At 69.4% G+C, this 18,457-nt stretch carries 12 protein-coding genes; 2 read left to right on the forward strand and 10 right to left on the reverse strand.

What is annotated here, in order from left to right; translation table 11 throughout:
- Positions 1-8 precede the first annotated feature (8 nt).
- The 5 genes from U9983_RS01655 to ftsZ form a co-directional block, all read right to left on the reverse strand.
- Positions 9-977 (reverse strand): DivIVA domain-containing protein, encoded by a 969-nt coding sequence (locus tag U9983_RS01655; protein ID WP_322752324.1) that lies wholly within the window; start codon positions 975-977, stop codon positions 9-11.
- Positions 978-1,068: 91 nt separating this feature from the next.
- On the reverse strand, positions 1,069-1,323 hold the full coding sequence (locus U9983_RS01660; RefSeq protein WP_322747509.1) for a YggT family protein: 255 nt from the start codon (positions 1,321-1,323) through the stop codon (positions 1,069-1,071).
- 84 nt (positions 1,324-1,407) lie between these two features.
- Positions 1,408-1,977, reverse strand: a complete 570-nt coding sequence (locus U9983_RS01665) for a cell division protein SepF (RefSeq protein WP_322752325.1) — start codon at positions 1,975-1,977, stop codon at positions 1,408-1,410.
- 10 nt (positions 1,978-1,987) lie between these two features.
- Positions 1,988-2,833 (reverse strand): YggS family pyridoxal phosphate-dependent enzyme, encoded by an 846-nt coding sequence (locus tag U9983_RS01670; RefSeq protein WP_416211246.1) that lies wholly within the window; start codon positions 2,831-2,833, stop codon positions 1,988-1,990.
- Between the two features lie 328 nt (positions 2,834-3,161).
- Positions 3,162-4,682: a cell division protein FtsZ gene (gene ftsZ / locus U9983_RS01675; protein WP_322752353.1), complete on the reverse strand. Its 1,521-nt coding sequence runs from the start codon at positions 4,680-4,682 to the stop codon at positions 3,162-3,164.
- A gap of 1,304 nt (positions 4,683-5,986) precedes the next feature.
- On the opposite strand from ftsZ, the gene U9983_RS01680 reads away from it, so the two are divergent.
- A complete protein-coding gene (locus U9983_RS01680; protein ID WP_322752326.1) occupies positions 5,987-9,538 on the forward strand; it encodes an AAA family ATPase in 3,552 nt (1,183 codons plus the stop codon).
- Between the two features lie 28 nt (positions 9,539-9,566).
- Here the strand turns inward: U9983_RS01680 and U9983_RS01685 are convergent, their stop codons facing one another.
- The gene (locus tag U9983_RS01685) at positions 9,567-11,411 is read right to left on the reverse strand and encodes a hypothetical protein (RefSeq protein ID WP_322752327.1); all 1,845 of its coding nucleotides are present in this window, start codon (positions 11,409-11,411) and stop codon (positions 9,567-9,569) included.
- A 169-nt stretch (positions 11,412-11,580) separates the two neighbouring features.
- On the reverse strand, positions 11,581-13,161 hold the full coding sequence (gene murC / locus U9983_RS01690) for a UDP-N-acetylmuramate--L-alanine ligase (RefSeq protein ID WP_322752328.1): 1,581 nt from the start codon (positions 13,159-13,161) through the stop codon (positions 11,581-11,583).
- Between murC (U9983_RS01690) and U9983_RS01695 the strand changes: the two genes are divergently transcribed.
- The gene (locus tag U9983_RS01695) at positions 13,160-13,732 is read left to right on the forward strand and encodes a Uma2 family endonuclease (RefSeq protein ID WP_322752329.1); all 573 of its coding nucleotides are present in this window, start codon (positions 13,160-13,162) and stop codon (positions 13,730-13,732) included. The genes murC (U9983_RS01690) and U9983_RS01695 overlap by 2 nt on opposite strands.
- Positions 13,733-14,400: 668 nt before the next feature.
- On the opposite strand, the gene murC (U9983_RS01700) is transcribed toward U9983_RS01695, so the two are convergent.
- The 3 genes from murC (U9983_RS01700) to U9983_RS01710 form a co-directional block, all read right to left on the reverse strand.
- A complete protein-coding gene (gene murC / locus U9983_RS01700) occupies positions 14,401-15,837 on the reverse strand; it encodes a UDP-N-acetylmuramate--L-alanine ligase (protein WP_416211247.1) in 1,437 nt (478 codons plus the stop codon).
- Positions 15,838-15,866: 29 nt separating this feature from the next.
- Entirely contained in the window at positions 15,867-16,997 is a 1,131-nt protein-coding gene (gene murG / locus U9983_RS01705; protein WP_322752331.1) for an undecaprenyldiphospho-muramoylpentapeptide beta-N-acetylglucosaminyltransferase, read from the reverse strand.
- Between the two features lie 72 nt (positions 16,998-17,069).
- Positions 17,070-18,305: a PLP-dependent aminotransferase family protein gene (locus U9983_RS01710; protein ID WP_322752332.1), complete on the reverse strand. Its 1,236-nt coding sequence runs from the start codon at positions 18,303-18,305 to the stop codon at positions 17,070-17,072.
- Positions 18,306-18,457 lie beyond the last annotated feature (152 nt).

Consider the following 18,457-nt stretch of genomic DNA (forward strand, 5'->3'; position numbering starts at 1 on the left):
CGGTGTCGCTAGAAGTCCTGGAGCCCGCTCGGATCCCGACGGGCGGGTTCCAGGTCGGGCCCGCGGACGCCGCCGTTGTCACTTCCCCGTGCCATCGCTCCCGCGCCCAGCGGCGGCCCAGGTGGGAACGCCGACGTGGCACCCGGACCAGGTGCCGGGTGTGAGCCGGCTGCGATCCCGGCCGGCGGCGGCGGGGGCGGTGCGCCGGTGCCGGGGTTGAGCGGAGGCCGCGGGGTGCCGCCCGGGCCGACGGCCGGCTGGGTCGGCATGCCGTCCAGGTCGCGTAGCTGCATCTCCAGATAGGCGCGCAGCCGCGTGCGGTACTCCCGCTCGAATGCGCGCAGCTGCTCGACCTGGCCCTCCAACCGGCGCTTGTCGTCCTCTAGGCCACCGAGCTGCTCGGTGACGTGCGCCCGGGCCTCTCCGATGATGCGGTCGGCGTCCGCACGGGCTTCACGCCGCGCCCGGTCGGATTCGTTGCGGGCCTCCCGCAACGCTTCGTCCGCCGTACGCTGTGCCAGGACGAGCGTGCGGGCCACCCGCTGTTCGATCTCGGCATCGAGCTGGGAGTTGCCGGTGCGGGTCGTCGCAGCCTGGGATGGCGCCGGCACCGCCGGCATCACCGCCGTCGCCGCAGCCGGCGCAGCGGAGGGGCGTTCGCGGGCGGCCTGTGCGGCCGCAACCGCCTGCGCGGCCTGCGCCTGTGCCTGGCCTACCTGGCGCCGCGCCTCTTCCAGCTGCCGGCGCAGCTGTTGGTTCTCCTCAAGCATCTGGGCGGGTACACCTGGGCCGCCGCCGCCGCCCGCGCGACGTGCCTCGTCGAGTTGTCGACGCAGGTCGGTGTTCTCGTCCAGAAGTCTGGTGAGCTCGCTCTCGACATCGTCGAGGAAGGAGTCGACCTCGTCCTCGTTGTAACCGGTGCGGAACCGGGTCGGGCTGAAGACCTTGTTCTGCACGTCCTGCGGTGTCAGAGCCACGTCGCCTCCTCATGATGCGGCATTGCCGCTCCCCCGGAGAGGGCGGTCCAGCGGCGGTCTGCCGCGCGCGTTCGCCGTGTCCGCGACTTCGTCACAGGCCATCCGCGAGTCTCCGCAAGACCATGATCACAATTAAGATCAATAAAAATCCGAGGTCGAACGCGACGCTACCCACCCGCAGGAGAGGAATGAACCGCCGGACGAATCTCAACGGAGGGTCGGTGACTGTGTACACAGACTCAAAGACTAGTACCAGGACTCCGGCGGGTCTGAAGGTGTGGCTCATCGAGAGCACAAGATCTATCACTGCACGCGCAATCATCAGCAGCAGATAGACAAGCAGCAGCGCAGAGATCACGTCACCAAGTGCGCCGATGGCGGACTCTCCTGTGCCTGCGGGGACCGTGGTCCGGTGACAGTTGACATATGATCAAGACTGATTGTAGAAGCCACCCTCGCGGATGCGCCGCTTGTCGGTCTCGGTGACCTCGACGTTGTGCGGCGAGAGCAGGAACACCTTGTTGGTGACCTTCTCGATCGACCCCCGCAGGCCGAAGACCAGGCCCGCTGCGAAGTCGACCAACCGTTTGGCATCGACGTCATCCATCTCGGTCAAATTCATGATAACCGGAGTCCCGTCGCGGAACTCCTCCCCGATCTGCCGTGCCTCGTTGTAGCTGCGCGGTTGCAGGGTGGTGATGCGATAAGGCGACGGCTCCTCGGCCGCGGGTGGTCGGCGCATCGGGACCGGACCTGTCGGCCGGAGTTGTTCGACCGGGGGACGACGCGGCATCGCAGGCGGCTCCTCACGTGCATCAATACGACGAACCGACCGCTCCGCGGGCATGGGCTCACGGGCGTCACGCCGGTCGTCACGCCGGTCGTCACGCCGATCGGCGTGGCCGGCGTCGTGACCGCCATCGTCGTACTCGTCTTCGAGGTAGTCTTCGTCCTCCTCGGCCAGGCCGAGGTAGACCATCGCCCTGCGCGCGACACCCATGGGCGCGACTCTAAGGGACACCACGCCGTTGACCGAACAAAGCCGTCCCGATGCGAAGGTGTGTCGCGCCTTCGGCCACTGCGTCCGCAAGGTCCCCGGACATGCCAGCGCTGATCACCGACGCCTCGGGATGCTCCCGCCGAAGCACGTCCGAAACCTCACGTAACCCGGCGAAGGCCGGGCGAGCTGGCACATCACGTGGCGCAACCCCCATCACCCCGGCGAGGACGAGGCCCGGCATGGCCGCCACGAGGTCGCCGAGGGCGGGTATCTCGGCCGGCAACGCTCCGCCTCGACCGGCGTCGACGCCATGGCCGTCCAGCGACACCTGCAGGCAGACGACGATCTCCCGACCGTGCACGACCGCCGCGGTGGACAGCGCGGTAACCAACGACGCCCGGTCGACCGATTGAACCCAATGCGCCCATCTGGTCACCGACCGTGCCTTGTTGCGCTGAAGTTGGCCGACGAAATGCCAACGGGGCGGAGACACCGGCGGAGACACCAGCGGGGACGCAGCCGAAACCTCGCTGTCAAATAGGTGCTTCGTCACATCCGCCACCTTCGGGCGGGCCTCCTGGTCACGGTTTTCTGCGAAGTCGGTGACCCCCAGCCCGCACAACACCACGACATCCGCCGCCGGCCAGGTCTTGCTCACCGCGACAAGGGTGAGCTCACCGGCGGCACGCCCCGCCGCAGCCGCCGCGGCGGCAATCCGGTCGCCGACGTCGGCGAGGTTGAGCCGCAGATCCTCGTGCCGCCCGCCCGTGGCGCTCACGGCCAGCTCCGCCCGCGCGCCGGCGGTGGCGCCACCATTTGACGCCGACACCGGGTCGGGGCCGCCAGAACCGCTCACAGCGCCGCCCCGGACCTTCTCAGAGCGACCGGCAACGGGGACGCCGCCTCGCGAGCTACGCACCCCGACCCCACTCCTTGATCCACACCCCTGCTGCCAGGCGCTCGTACGTGCCGGGCGCTCTTAGAGCGACCGGCAACAGGGGACGCGGCGTCGCGGGGCCGGGGCACGCACCTCACCGCATCGCTCCCCGTCCATCGCTGCGCGATGCACGGGGTACCCCGGCTCCGTCGGTCGACACCCAACACCAGGGTGCCTCCCTCCGCCGCCTCGCGATCTACGCACCCCAGCCCCGCTTCTTCATCCACGCCCCTGTTGCCGGGCGCTCTTACTTGAGGAAGTCGGGGACGTCGAGCTCGTCGTCATCCTCGGCAACCGGCCGGACCGGCCGCCGCGGCGCCGGATAGCTCGGCCGATGGCCCTCCCGCGGCTCCCGATACGGCGGGTAGCCCTGATCGGCACCGGACTCGGCGCCGTCGCGTCGAGACGACGAGCCGTCGTTGCCGTAGTCCCGGTCGTCGGACACGTCCGCCACATGCCCGGGAGCCGACGTCCGCGGCTGACCCGGTTGGGACGGGGCGAACGTCGGTTGGGGGTTGTAGGCGGCCGGCGAGGAATAGGTCGGCTGCGGGTTCGGCGCGGACGCGGGCGGCGGTGTGTGCGCCGGTTGCGGTGCCGCGGCAACCGGTCGGGGTTGCGGCGTCGACGGGGCGAAAATCGGCGGCGACCCGACCGTCGTCGGCGAGGTGGACGGCGTCGTCGGGGACGAGGGGGAGCTCGTGCCCGACGTCACGGCAGGGGCTCCGGACGCTCCGGCGGTACCCGCACCGGCGGCCCCGGGTGCACCCGACTGACCATTGCCGGGCCGGCGGGTGCTCGCCAGACCGCGGGTCCGGCGGTCCTGGACGGTGTCGAAGCCCGCGGCGATGACCGTGACCCGAACCTCGTCGCCGAGGGCATCATCGATCACCGCACCGAAGATGATATTCGCTTCGGGGTGGGCGGCGTCCGCGACCAGCTCGGCCGCGGCGTTGATCTCGAACAGGCCGAGATCGGAACCACCCGAGATGTTCAGCAGCACGCCCTGGGCACCGTCCATGCTGGCCTCCAGGAGAGGCGAGGCGATGGCCTGTTCGGCCGCGACGATGGCGCGATCGTCCCCACGGGCGCGTCCGATACCCATCAACGCGCTGCCCGCATGCGACATGACGGTCTTGACATCGGCGAAGTCCAGGTTGATCAGACCGGGTGTGGTGATGAGGTCGGTGATGCCCTGGACACCGGAGAGCAGGACCTGGTCGGCGCTGCGGAACGCGTCCAGCACGCTGATGTCACGATCCGTCATCGCCAGCAACCGGTCGTTCGGAATGACGATGAGCGTGTCGACTTCGTTACGCAGGGCGTCGATTCCCGCGTCCGCCTGGGTAGCCCGGCGGCGCCCCTCGAACGTGAACGGGCGGGTGACGACACCGATGGTCAACGCGCCGAGCGACCGGGCGACATTGGCCACCACAGGCGCGCCGCCGGTGCCGGTGCCACCGCCTTCCCCAGCGGTCACGAACACCATGTCGGCGCCCTTGAGGACCTCTTCGATCTCCTCGCGATGATCTTCGGCAGCCTGGCGACCGACCTCTGGGTCGGCACCCGCGCCGAGTCCTCGGGTGAGCTCCCGGCCGACGTCAAGCTTGACGTCGGCGTCGCTCATCAGCAGGGCTTGGGCGTCGGTATTGATCGCGATGAACTCGACGCCCTTGAGCCCGACTTCGATCATGCGGTTGACGGCGTTGACGCCGCCACCGCCAATCCCGACGACCTTGATCACCGCCAGGTAGTTCTGAGGAGCTGCCATGCGGTGTCGGTCCTCCAGCGGCATCGGTGGGCGGACGGGGGACATGCCCCAGCCGCCCGGTGCGGCGGGGAAGGCGGCGCCGAGTGGTTGGAGCAGGGAACGGTTGATGAGCTTCAACCTTCACCGTCAGCTAGACGGTTAATGTTATGTCAACTTCCAACCGTGGACCGGACAGTAGGGACGCGCAACGCGGCGGTCAAGGACGCGCCCGGCGCGTCACGCCGAACCTTCGCGTCCATCGGGTCACATCATCGCGCACCCAGCGGACCGCTGCAGCTCGATCCCCCGATCCGGGTATGATGACCCGCCGACCGCCACCCCGTGGCGCGACACACACTCGAAAGGTGGGTCCCACCTCGAGCACGAAGATGCGAAAAATACCATGATCGCACCACATCCAGGCGACCTGGACCCATTTTTGATCGTCGCCGGAACCACGGGATGGACGGCTCCGGACACGACCGGCCGCAACGCGATACGCGCGGTAACCGAATATGTACGACCAAAAACAGCGCACCCCGTCAGAACAGACCGTACACGTCGTCTTACACAAAACGACCCGCGGCACCGATCTGAAACGATTCCCCGCGTCGACCGGTGCGGCTCCCCACTTCGTGCCACCGGACGAGATCCTATTTTCAGGACAATACGACACCGCCCGTAACATCGAAATCAGCCCCAAACGCCAAAGCACGGACAACGAATTCGAATTCCGCAACCGACCGGCAATGACCGGCAACGACGAGCGACGACGAGCGACGGGAATGGGCGAGGACCGGTGCCGGCCGGGACTCGAGCGCCGCGGCCACCGCCACGCGGCCCCAGCGGCCCCAGCCAGCGCGCAGCGACGTCCCGCATCCGAAGCACGCAAGAAGGACCGAAGGTGACCACAAAACGCACCAGCTCGATTACCGGATCGGAAACAACCCGGGCTGCAGGAGCTCATTTGTACACCAACAGCGACGTCCGGTAATTCCTCGCTGCGATCCCGCCGGTTGACCGAGGCCGTACGATCATGGCTCTTTTCACACCGGGGTCCGAGTCCCATCGCGCGGTGGAGCGACCCGACAGATCCGCGCGGCCCCGATGAGGACCCCTGGTTACCCGCACGTTCCCCGCCGATGTTTTGATATCCCGGGACGGGCTTGAGCCACCGAGCTGCACCCGAAGTCCCAACGAGCCGAAGGTGCCGAAATCGTGATCTTTTCGGGGTCGCCGGCCCTGAAAAGGCGACGCGGACCAAAAGCGAACAACCACCGGCCTTCGTGCCAATGAAGGCCCCGGGCAATCGAAGGGGGTGCGAGGTGGCAGCCGCCAACACGGCCGCCGGCCCTGCCGGCCGACCGCTTGCGATGAACGAGGCCGGCACGGAGCCCGGCCCGCGGATGCGCCTGGTAGCCAGCCGTGACGCAGCCACTCAACCCGCGGAACCTCCAGCCCCGCGTGAGCCCGGGGCCCGACCGAACCCGACATCCACGGGCACGGTGACCTTGCTGTTCACCGACATCGAGGGTTCGACCCGGCTCGTCCGCCAGTTTGGTGATCTTTACGGTGAGATCCTGGCCGACTGCCAGCGTCTGCAGCGTCACGCATTCCGCATCGCCGGCGGCCGGGAGATCGACACCCAGGGTGACTCGTTCTTCATCGAATTCCGCACATCCAAGGACGCGGTGGCCGCGGCTGTGGCGGCTCAACACGCCCTGGCGGCCCACGCCTGGCCGGCCGACGCCCGGATCCGCGTGCGGATGGGCATCCACACCACCGAACCAACCCCGTGGACCGACCGTTTCGTCGGGCTCGGAGTGCATCGCGCCGCCCGGCTGTGTTCCGCGGGACACGGCGGTCAGGTGCTGTTGTCGGAGACCACGCACTCGCTCGTGGAGGACGGTCTGTCCACCGGTTTCGACGTCCGGTATCTCGGCGAACACTGGCTGAAGGACTTCGATCGGGCCGAGCGGATCTGGCAGCTGGTGATACCCGGCCTCCCCGATACGTTCGCCCCGTTGCGGACCCCCGACTCCTCGCTGCTGGCCGCTCCGGACAGCGAACCGGCTGACGCCGACGACGTCGACCAGCCGGGCGCCCGGCACCTGGGCTGGCTGGACAACGCGGCGGACGCGCCCTTCGTCGGCCGGACGCACCAGCTTCGCGTGCTCCGGGAGGCCTGGGACCGGGCTCGATCGGGGGTCCGGGTACTCGCGCTGATCAGCGGGGAGCCCGGCATCGGCAAAACCACTCTGGCTGCGCAGGTGGCGCGGACGGCACGCGACGACGGTGGGCTCGTGCTCTACGGCCGCTGGGACGAAGAGATTCTCGCTCCCTACCAGGGATACCGGGTGGCGTTGGGTGAGTACGCCCGCACCCGCCCGAAGTCCGTGCTGCGCGCCGAGCTCGGCGAGCACGCCGACGAGATCTCCCGGCTGTTCCCCGAGGTTACCGAGCGCGTCGGGGTTGTCGGTGCCCCCCTGGCCGGCAACGCCGAGGCCGAGCGCTTTCGCCTGTTCGAGGCCCTCGACGGTTGGCTGCGCGCGATCGCCTCCCGACGTCCCGTGGTCGCCATCCTCGATGACCTGCAGTGGGCGGACCGCTCGTCGCTACTCCTGCTGGCGCACCTGATGCGGCTGCCGCGGGCGACCCCGCTGCTGGTGATGGCCACCTACCGCGACACGGGCCACGGAGAGCTGGCGTCCTTCCTGCCGGCACTGACTCGCGACACCGAGTGCCGGCGGGTGCGGTTGGGCGGGCTCGACCCCGAGGAGACCGTGGCGTTGGTCGGGCGGGTCTGGGGTCGGGACCTCGCCGAACCAGGCCGCCAGCTGGCCCTCGAGTTACAGGCCGACACGGCGGGCAACCCGTTCTTCCTGACCGAGATGGTGCGCCACCTGGTCGACCTCGAAGCGTTGGCGTCACCTTCCGGAGAACCCGGGCCTCGGACGGGCTCCGGGGCCGTAGAGATCCCTGAAACGGTGCGCGATGTGGTGCGGTGGCGCCTGAGCCGGCTGTCCCCGCAGTGCCGGCCGACGCTCGCCGTCGCGTCGGTGATCGGCCACGAATTCGACATCGACGTCCTGGCCGCCGCGGCACCGATCGATGACCTCGACCTGCTCGACCTGCTCGACGAGGCCGGGCAGGCCGGCCTGGTACATGAGGCTTCCGACGCCCCCGCACGCTACGTCTTCGCCCATTCGGTGGTGCGCCGGGTGCTGCGCGACGGTCTGGGCCGTACCCGTACCGCACGGCTGCACCGGCGGATCGCCGACATCCTGGCGGAGCGTCCGGGAACGGCACCGGCCGAGCTCGCCCACCACTACTGGGAATGCACGGACCCGGCTGTTACCGACCGGACCACCTATTACGCGCGCCTCGCCGGCGACCGCGCGCTGCAGGAGGCAGCGTTCGACAACGCCGTATTCCACTACGGCCGGGCACTGGAGGTCCTGGACCGGCACGGAGGAGGCAGCGAGACGCAGCTTTGTGAACTTTTGCTCACCCTTGGTGATGCCCACGGCCGGGCCGGGGAGTATCGGGCCCGGGACGCACGCTTCGAGCGAGCCGCAGCGGTCGCCCGCTCGGCCGGTCCGGATGCCGGTCCGGATGCCGGTCCGGATGCGGCTGCGCTTTTCGTCCGCGCAGCGCTCGGCTACGGCGGGGTCCTGCCGGCGGCGGTTAGCCCGAACGCGCAGGCACGGGCGCTTCTCACCGAAGCGCTGGAGCGACTCGGTGCCGCTGACAGCGCCCCGCGCGCCAGGGTGCTCGGACGGCTGGCTCACTGGGCCCACTACGAGCGGCCCTATTCCGAGCGGGTGGCCATCTGCGACGAGGCGGAGACGATCGCCCGTCGGTTGGATGACCGGGCGACCGTCGCCGCCGTCCTGTACCACCGTTGCTGGGCCCTGGACGGCCCGCGCGACGTTGACGACCAGCTCGCCGCGGCCGCCGAGATCCTGCGGCTCGGCGAGGAGCTTTGTGATCATGAATTACTACTCGAGGGATTGCGGGTCAAACTCACCGCGCGCTTCCGGCGGGGCGACTTCGAGCTGGCCACAGACACCGCCGCCACTCTCGCGGGCCTCGCCCGGGAACTGCGTCATCCCGAGTTTCTGCGGATGGCGACCATGTGGGACGTTGTCGTCGCCGCGCTTGAAGGCCGTTACGCGCATGCACAGGCCGACTCCGACGAGCTGCACGCCCGGCTTCACCAGATCGGCCATCCCCAGACCGAACTGATCGCCATCGGCCAGGCGATTCCCACGATGTGGCTGCGCGGTGGCCTGGGCGATACCGCGGGGCACATCGACGACATCGCCGCCCGACGGCCGGAGATGCGAATCTGGCCGGCGCTCAAGGCGTGGGTCGAGGCCGAGCGGGGCGCCGACGAGGAGGTCAGAAACATCCTCGGCGCCATCTCACCGACCGCCCCGGCCGCGCTCGACGAGAACTACCTGTGGTGGGGGACGATCGTCGCACTCACCCGCGCGGCCGTCTCGGTCGGCGACCAAGCCTGGGCACAGGCCCTCTACGACCTCGCGCTGCCCTTCGTCCGTCACAACGCCACCATCGGTCTGGCGGGCTTCCTCGGTGCGGTGGCCCACCATCTCGGTGTGCTCGCGGGCACGCTCGGACGGTGGGACGCCGCCTGCGCACACCTTGAGACAGCGCTTGAACGCCACCACACCATGTCAGCCCGACCGTTCGTCGCACTGACGCAGGTGGAGTACGCGGGCATTCTGGTCTCCCGCAACGCCCCCGGCGACCGGGAACGCGCCCGCGACCTGCGTGCGGCCGCACTCACGACAGCTGCCGATCTTGGACTCGAAACGGTCCGGACGATCGCCGCACGGATGACCCTCGACTGATCACCGGCCGGGCATCACCGGCCGGTGATCAGAGCGCGGCGGTGGGCTCGAGGTGGCTCAGAATGAGGGGGTAGACGTCGCGGTCGGCATCCTGACCGATGATCGCGTCAAGGTGGGCGTAACCGGGTAGCAGGCTACGGCTGTACAGGCCGGGGCCGTTGGCCTCGCGAAGCCAGTGCATGGTCCGCGCGCTTCCATCCGGCAGAAAGATGTAGTTGTCCGTTCCCTGCAGGAAGCGGATGGGCAGCCGCAGGAACTCCGCGCTCGTGGTGTAGACGTCCTGGCCACGGTCATCGACGGCCCTGCTCCCCCGCATCATCAACGCCAGGTGCCGTAACGCGGTGAGGTTACCGACACCGAACATGTCGTTGAGCGCCTCATGGGTCGCCTGGTTCAGTCGCGCGTGGCGATGGGTGCAGCCGTAGATGGCGTTGATCCAACGGCACAACGCCTGACCGCATCGTTCGGAACCGGCCATCGGCAGCGCCCGCAATGTCAGGTCTACCGCGACGCCGGGCGGGGTGAACCGCCCCGGCCGAACAAGGCTCAGGCCGACACCGCCCAGCAGCTCCCCGACCCGCGCCGCGGCCTTGAACCGGTTCAGCGGCGAGGTGACCGGATGCAGCGGGAACTGCGCGCAGACCGCCGAGCGGACCCCCGGCAGTTTGCCCACCGCCAGCGCCATCAGCAGTGACGCCGAACCCACGCAGTGCCCGTAGGCCTGCACGCTCGGCGCCGCGGTGACGCGCCGGACCTCGTCGACGGCGGTCGGCCAGTCCTGCGTGGCGATGACGTCGATGCTGAACTGACCCGCTGAGGAGGGCAGCTCGATGGATGCGCGGTAGTCGAACAACCACACGTCGTACTGCTGCTCGACGAGGAACTCGGTCAGGTTGGTGCGGATCGTGTCCGCCAGAAACGCCGACGTCGACATGCCGAATCCGGAGGCCAGCAGGACCGGCCCCTTGGTCCCGCCCTGGTACCGGATGAGCCGCAGCCAGCCGTCCATCCCCACCTCGGTTCCCTCATGCCAACGGCCACCCGCACCGCACCACCGAACCTCGGGAACCGGCAGGCGTAGCTGCCGGCGCGACGGCCGCTCTGGAAGACGACTGGGCGCGGCGGGGAATCGGCGGGCCTCGTCCAGCGGGCCACCGTAGATCCGCAGCAGGTATCCGGCAAGCAGCTTGACGACTGCCAGTTCATAGGACCGGCGGCGGCCGGCGGGAACGCCCAGTACCTCAACCGCCCGCAGATTCCGGACGAAGTCCGCGAACGCGATACGCGCAATGCCCACGCCGAGTGTCCCAGCGGTGACCGATCCCACGGTGAAGTAAAGGGTTGTCGCATCCGACCACGCATCGAAACCAGGGCGGTCGTGCAGAACCTTGAAGCCGTCGAGAACGTAGCCATCACCGTCAGCTGCGACCAGTGACAGCCGATAACGAACGTGCCAGGTCTCGACCTGGGTGACAACGGGTTCGAACAGCACGACTTCGCCGCCGACAATCGTCAGCGGATCTGCGGACAGCACCGGGATCCGCACGCTGCCCGACGGGCGCCCCGGCGTGGCCTGGTCATGAACAAGCGCGTCGGCGTCCTCGAAGTCAACCGTGAGGACTATCTCGACCGATGTTCGCCCGGACCGCCCGAGAAGATCCTTGGAGCCCGCGAGCGCGTCGACGAAACCGTGATCGGCCGTTCCCTGACCGGCGGACCAGCCGGCCTGGAAGTCCTCGGTCACCCCGGTCGACAGATAACCCGTCAACCGCTCGCGTAACCGCAGGGCCGGGCGAGGCGGTTGATCCTGATCCGACGGCTGGTCCGACGGCTGATCGGCCGACGGAACCTCCGGCATGGAAAGACCGCTCATTATCTCTCCCCCAAATCACTGCAGGACCATGCCATGTCACCGCGTGGCCGGCGTGGCCCCGATGCCGAGTTCGCCGAGTTCGCCGAGCACGGTCCCATATCCGCGTCGGCTACGTCACTGTCCGCCAGCCGACATGGCGCTGACATGCGGCACGTCTGCCCGAGCGCCGCTATCCCAACGCGTCGAGTACCCACCGACCCACGTCGGTTATCGTGCCGGCCCCCAGGGTCAGCAGCAGGACGCCGTCCGGCGCGGCCGGCAGACTGACCGACAGGTCGGTGGTGAGCCGGTCGGTGAGTTCCGCCCATGGGACGTAGTACGTCGTCTCCGGCACGAAGATCTTCTTGGCGAGGTCGCAGGCGTGCAGCCCCAGGGTGTCGTGCTCACGAGCGGCGTAGATGTCGGTGACGTACACCCGGTCGGCATCGGTGAACGCCTCGGCAAAATCATCCATCAGGGCGGCGAGCCGGCTGAACGTGTGCGGCTGCACGGCAACCCACACCCGGCGCGAGCCGGCCCGCTGGCGGGCCGCTGCCAGCGTCACCCTGATCTCGGTCGGGTGGTGGGCGTAGTCATCGACGATCTCCAACGGTCCGTGGCGGTCGGTCGATGCGGCGATGCCGACCCGCTCGAACCGGCGGGCCGCACCGGTGTAGGTCGCAAGGGTCGCGAGAGTGTCGGGCACGGCAAGGCCCCGCTCCGCGGCGACGGCGAGCGCCGCGAGCGCGTTGAGAACGGTGTGGACGCCCGGCAACGCAAGCGTGAGCGTCCCGATATCGTGCCCGTCCCGGCTGACCGTGGCCTGGATGCCGCCGTCCGGCGTCGGGCGCGGGTCCACCGCCCGCCAGGTCCGGGCGGCCTGGAGACCGTAGTCGACGACTCTGGCATGCCCGGCCGGCAGAGCCGCGAGCACCGCCTGAACGCCGGGATGGTCCCCGCAGACGACCAGCGTTCCGCCGGGGCGGACCCGCGCGGCAAACGCGGTGAAGGCCGCGAGCACGGCCGCCTCATCGGGGAAGAGGTCGGGATGCTCCCACTCGACGTTGGTGATCACGGCAAGCGCGGGGTCGAGGTTCGCGAACGCCCCGCCGTACTCGTCGGCCTCCAGGACGAACAGCGCTCCGGCTCCGACCAGCGCGTTGCCACCGAGCTGCGCGACCTCGGCGCCGATCACCGCGGTCGGGTCGACCCCAGCGGCCCGCAGCACCAGGGCGAGCATCGCGGACGTGGTGGTCTTGCCGTGCGAGCCGGCGACCGCGATCAGGTCGTAGCCGGCGGTCAGTTGCGGCAGCCAGTCGCTGCGTCGGCGGACCGGGACACCGCACCGCCGTGCGGCCGCCAGCTCAGGATGGTCGTCGGGGAACGCGCTGGACGCCACGACGACGTCCACGCCGGTCAGTTCCGCGGCCAGCACGGCCGGGTCGGTGACGGCTCCGACCCGAACCCGGGCGCCGGCGGCGCGCAGAGCGTCCAGGCGGGGTGCGTCCTGGGCGTCGCTGCCGCTGACCATCCCGCCACGGGCCAGGTGGATGTGGGCGAGCGCGGACAGGCCCGCCCCGGCTATTCCGAGGAAGCGAACGTGCTGAGGGTTCTCACCGGTCACGACAGGCAGTGAACACCACGCCGGGCCCCGGTTCCCCACGGCCACGCCCCGTTTCCCATGCCCCACGCCCCACGCACCGCCGCTGCACACGACCACCGTTACACTGAAGATCGGATACTGCTCGGGCAGCCGAGGGGAGATCGGCATGACGGTCGTCCACCCGACGCCCCCGTTGGTGGTGCAGCTGCCCGGACGAGCACTCACTTTGGACGACGTGACCCAGCTGGCCGCGGCCGACGAGCTCCATCGATACGAACTCGCCGAGGGGAACCTGCTGGTCATGCCGCCAGCCGATACCGAACACGCCACGCTGATCACACAGCTCGTGGTATGGCTGGTCACCAACGGTTACAGTCCCGACCGGGTGCTGGCCACGCCCGGTCTCCGGATCACCGAATCATCCAGTGGCCGTAGTCCCGACGTGCTCGTCCTGCGCCGCCCGGCCCCGCGGGGCACCGTGTGGATCGACCCGGCCGACACCCTGCTCGTGGTGGAGGTCGTCTCCCCGGGCTCGGAGAACCTGGACCGCACGATCAAACCGGGCGAGTACGCCCGCGCCGGTATCGCCCGATTCTGGCGGATCGAACGGGACGGCGGTCCGGCGACAGCCCACATATACGCGCTGGGTAGCGACGAGCGGGGCGAACCGGCCTACATCAGTCACCGGGCCGTGCTGCTCGACGAACTCCTCGCCGCCGCACCGCCACACCTGTCCTGACCAGGATCTGCCTCCCGGATCTTCACTGGCACCTACAAGGGCGGCCGCCATAGCGACCGATTCCACCTACTGTCGGACGACATTCGGCCGAACGGTAGGTGGTTCCGGTCATCAGGATGGCCTCAACGACCTACGCACCCCGGCCCCGTCACCCGGATTCTGTTCACCGGCGGCATCAAAGTAGCCGGGACACACCATCCGTTACCCGACATCGCCCGCATCGTGCCGATCTCCCCGGCGGCCTCGGCCCGCTCCCACTCCGCGACGTCACCTCGTGAGCCGGCGTTGACCTGGCTGACCCCAACGGACTATGACTCGACAGGTGAATGGTGCCGGATCCGCTGAAACACGAGCCCGCTTCGACCATGCGGCCAGCGCGTTCGCGTCGCTCGTGGCCGGGATCACCGATCGCCGTTGGGCGGCCCCGGTGCCCACCTCTGTCCAGCATGTGGCCCGCGGCGCAGCGTTCGTCGGGTGAGGGTTTCGAGCTGGAGGCTCCAGCTCGAAACCCTCACTTCTCATCGCAGAGTACGACCGACACATCGATCCCGAGAGTAACGGCACGAACCACTCGAGCCGATGTCACGTGTTGAGAGCCCTTCTCAGGGATCACACGAAGAAACGGTCACGCGTGTAAGACAGGGCGGGTTCAAGATCCGGATGCTGTCTCAGCTGGACAGGGTTGCCCGTTCGGCGAGGACGCGCAGGAGCTCCCCGCCGAGCAGAGTCACGTCGCCTGCTCCGATGGTGAGCACCAGGTCGCCCGGACGCGCGAACGCCGCGACCCGGCCCGCCGCGGCCGACCAGGACGGCTCGTAGACGACCTGGTCGGCGGGCAGCGGCACTCGGGAGGCGATCGTCGCACCGCTGACCCCCGGGAGCTCCTGTTCCCCCGCGCCGAAGACATCCATGACCACCACGGCATCCGCGAGGCCCAGTGCGGCGCCGAACTCGGCGGCGAAGGCAACCGTCCGGCTGTAGAGGTGCGGCTGGAAAGCGACCACGACCCGGCCGCCCTCGGCGACGTCACGGGCAGTCCGCAACACGGCCATGATCTTTGTCGGATGGTTGGCATAGTCGTCGACCACCCGGATGCCCTCGACGCTGCCCTTGGCCTCGAACCGGCGGCGGACGCCGGCGAACCCGGCCAGCCCCTCCAACAGGCCGGCCGCGGGCAGGCCGAGCTCCAGCCCGGCGGCCAGCGCACCGGCCGCGTTGAGCAGATTGTGCCGCCCGGGTACCCGCAGGGTCAGCTCGCCCAACCGTCTGCCGCGCACGACCACCTCGCAGGTGGAGCCGGTCGGCGAGACCATCGCGAGCTCCACCCGGACGTGGGCGTCCACCGACTCGCCATAGGTGGTGACCCGCGGTGTCCCCGAGCTGCCTTCGGAGTCCCGCAGCGCCGTGACGAGCCTGGCCGCGCCGGGGTCGTCCAGGCAGGCCACCACAAAACCGTCCGGATCGACACCGTCGACGAACCGCGCGAACGCGGTCTCGACGTTTTCACGCTGACGGTAGTAATCAAGATGATCGGCTTCGACATTGGTGACGACCGCGCCGAACGGCTCAAGCAGCAGAAATCCGCCGTCGCTCTCATCGGCCTCAGCGATGAAGATCTCGCCCGAGCCGGCGTGCGCGTTGGAGCCGGCCTCATTGATGTCGCTGCCGGTGACAAACGACGGGTCGGCGCCGCACGCCTGCATCGCGACGGTGGCCATCAGCGTGGTCGTCGTCTTCCCATGGGTACCGGCAACCGCGAGCCCCTGGAATCCCTGCATCAGCGCGGCAAGCGCGGCGGCCCGCGAAACAACACGCAGGCCACGTTTTTTCGCCTCCTCGACCTCCAGATTTCCCGCCGGAATGGCCTGGGAGAAGATCAAAGTACGGGCGTCGCCGAGATGGTGCGGATCATGACCAATCGCCACGTGGGCCCCGAGTGCCCGTAGCGCGGCCAATCGGCGGGTGTCCCGGGCGTCGCTTCCGGACACGTAGGCGCCGCGCCGCAGCAACAGCCGGGCGAGGCCGCTCATGCCGGCGCCGCCGATCCCCACGAGGTGGACACGGTCGAAGTTGTCCGGTAGCGCCCGAGCTGTCACAGGTGACATCTTGCCCCATCCATCGCCTCGGACCGGGTTCAGCGAGCCGCGTGGCGTGCCGGTTGCCGCCTGCGTGTGGCCGCGGCCTCACGGATCATCGACACGATCGCGTCCACGGCGTCGGGATGTCCGCAGCCTGCGCATGCCGCCGACATCTTGGCCAGCCGTTCCGACGAGGTGAGCAGGCCCAGCAGCTCCGCACGCACCCATTCGGGCGAGAAGCCGGCATCGTCGATCAGCAGGCCGCCGCCTGCCTCCACCGTCGCCAGGGCGTTGCGCCGCTGCTCACCGTTTCCGTGCGGGAGCGGCACGTAGGCGGCGGGCAGGCCGACCGCGGCCAGCTCCGCGCAGGTCATGGCGCCGGCACGACACAGCGCCATGTCCGCCGCCGCATACGCCGACGCCATGTGGTCGAGATAGGGCCGCACGACATAGGGCGCGGGCAGGTTCGGTGGCAGCGCCGCAAGCACCGTCTCGACGTTCTTGGGCCCGGCCGCGTGCAGGACCTGCGCCCCGCTCGCAGTGATCTCCCCGGCCATCGTACTGATCACGTCGTTGATGCGTCGGGCCCCCTGCGAACCACCGAAGACCAGCAACGTCGGATAGCCCGGGTGAAGGCCGTAACTGATCCGGGCCGCCCGGGCCGCCGTCGGCGACCGGTCGAGGTTCAGGATCTCCGGGCGCAGCGGGATGCCGGTGAGCCGGCCGCCGCGCAACGGAGTACTCGGGTAGGAGACCGCCACAAAGGGTGTGAACCGGGCGCCGATCCGGTTCGCCACTCCCGGAACCGGGTTGGCCTCGTGGACGACGATCGGGATACCCGCCCGGCGCGCGGCCAGGTAGGCCGGGACGGACACGTACCCGCCGAAGCCGACGACCACGTCCGCGCGCACCCGAGCCAGCGTCGCCGACGCCTGGCTGACGGCCCCGGCGAGCCTGCCGGGCACGGTGAGCAGGGACGGCGTGGGTGTGCGCGGCAGCGGCACCTTCGGGATCGTCACCAGGTCGTAGCCACGGGCCGGCACGAGCCTCGCCTCCAGCCCGGACTCCGTCCCCAGGACGGTCAGGCGTAGCCGGGGGTCGGCGGCCCGCAGGGCGTCCGCGACGGCCAGCGCAGGTTCTACATGGCCCGCCGTGCCACCGCCGGCGAGCACCACACTCCTCAGCATCGTCCACGACGATGACACACCCCAATAGTGGATCACCCCCCGGGTACCGTCACCACCCGTGTCGGGCCCTTGTCAGGCCCTCGACCCGAGGGCGGTGATCGCGGCGTCGGCCAGCCGGCGGGCGGCGAGCTCAAGGCGTTCCGGGGAACTGCCCGCAAACGACATCCGCATGGTCGCGGGGTCGGGATTGTGCACGGCGAACTGCGGGCCGGACACATAGGTCACCCCGCGGCGGACCGCGGAGTCGAGCAGGTCGTCCGCGGACAGGCCCGGCGCGACGACGCGCCCCCAGACGAACAGCCCACCGGCCGGGTCGTTGACCTCGACGACCCCGGCCAGATGTTCGCCGACGGCGGCACGCAGAGCGCCGCACCGCCGCCCGTAGACGACCGGCAACGTCGCCAGGTGCGCGTCGTACCAGCCCGCCCGGCCCAGAAGCTCGATCAGGGCGTACTGCATCAGCGTCGAGGTGTGCAGGTCCGACCAGCGCTTCGCGCGGCCCACCGCGTCGGCGAGCGCGCGCGGCACCACCACCCATCCGACCCGGAGTCCCGGTCCGAGCGTCTTGGAGAATGACCCGATGGTGACAATACGATCACTGTAGGCTGCGATCGGTGGCACGGGATTGCCCCGAAAGCGCAGCGCCGGGTACGGCTCGTCCTCGGCCACCACGAACCCGTACCGCTCGGCCAGGTCCGCGAGTTCGCGGCGCCGGACATCGGTGAGCGTGGCGCCGGTCGGATTGTGAAAGGTCGCGACCGTGTAGACGAGCTTGGGACGCTGCCCGCCGGCCAGTCGTTCGGCGAGCGCGCCGACGTCCAGACCGTCGGCGTCGACCGGGATCGCCAGAAACTCCGGCTGGTACATCTCCAGACAGTGCAGCGAGCCTGGGAAGACCGGCTCGTCGATGGCCACGAGATCGCCGGGGTCCAGCAGCGTACGGGCGATGACATCCAGGCCCTGCAGCCCACCAGTGGTCACCACGACCTGGCTCGGGTCAACCAGGCGCCCACGGTCAGCCGACGCCCGGTCTGCGATCCAGGCGCGCAGCGCGGGAAGACCTTCGGCTGCCGAGTACTGCAGCGCGGCCGTTGCCAGCTTCGAGGTCGCCACCTGGCGCACAGCCTCGCCGATCTCCGCGGCGGGCAGCGTCTCGCCGGCCGGCAGCCCACCGGCGAGCGAGATGACGTCGCCGACCTCACCGAGTCGCAGTGGGTCACGCATCACCCACGTTCCGAGCTCGCCCATCCGGCGGGCGAGCGGAACCGGTCCCGGCAGGATCGCCTCAACCGACTCGCTGTCGCTCATAGCCTTCCACCCCCTTTGGCCCACCACCCCACCAGCAAAAACCCAGGCCTCCGGGCGTGCGAAAAAAACCATGATCACACGCCCTTGGCCCACCAGGCCGCAGTTCGTGGGAAGGTACCCCATCGGTTCCAGGCTGCGACAACAGCACGGGC

It is taken from the genome of Protofrankia sp. Cas3, assembly GCF_963555955.1.
In the GTDB taxonomy this organism is placed as follows: Bacteria; Actinomycetota; Actinomycetes; order Frankiales; family Frankiaceae; genus Protofrankia.

Bases quoted from the DNA above. Each gene is read 5' to 3' on its own strand.
- murC (WP_322752328.1), bottom strand. From the start codon at position 13,161: ATGCCGATCTCCCCTCGGCTGCCCGAGCAGTATCCGATCTTCAGTGTA.
- U9983_RS01695 (WP_322752329.1), top strand. From the start codon at position 13,160: ATGACGGTCGTCCACCCGACGCCCCCGTTGGTGGTGCAGCTGCCCGGA.
- U9983_RS01685 (WP_322752327.1), bottom strand. From the start codon at position 11,411: ATGAGCGGTCTTTCCATGCCGGAGGTTCCGTCGGCCGATCAGCCGTCG.
- U9983_RS01665 (WP_322752325.1), bottom strand. From the start codon at position 1,977: ATGGGTGTCGCGCGCAGGGCGATGGTCTACCTCGGCCTGGCCGAGGAG.
- ftsZ (WP_322752353.1), bottom strand. From the start codon at position 4,682: ATGGCAGCTCCTCAGAACTACCTGGCGGTGATCAAGGTCGTCGGGATT.
- U9983_RS01710 (WP_322752332.1), bottom strand. From the start codon at position 18,305: ATGAGCGACAGCGAGTCGGTTGAGGCGATCCTGCCGGGACCGGTTCCG.
- murC (WP_416211247.1), bottom strand. From the start codon at position 15,837: ATGTCACCTGTGACAGCTCGGGCGCTACCGGACAACTTCGACCGTGTC.
- murG (WP_322752331.1), bottom strand. From the start codon at position 16,997: ATGCTGAGGAGTGTGGTGCTCGCCGGCGGTGGCACGGCGGGCCATGTA.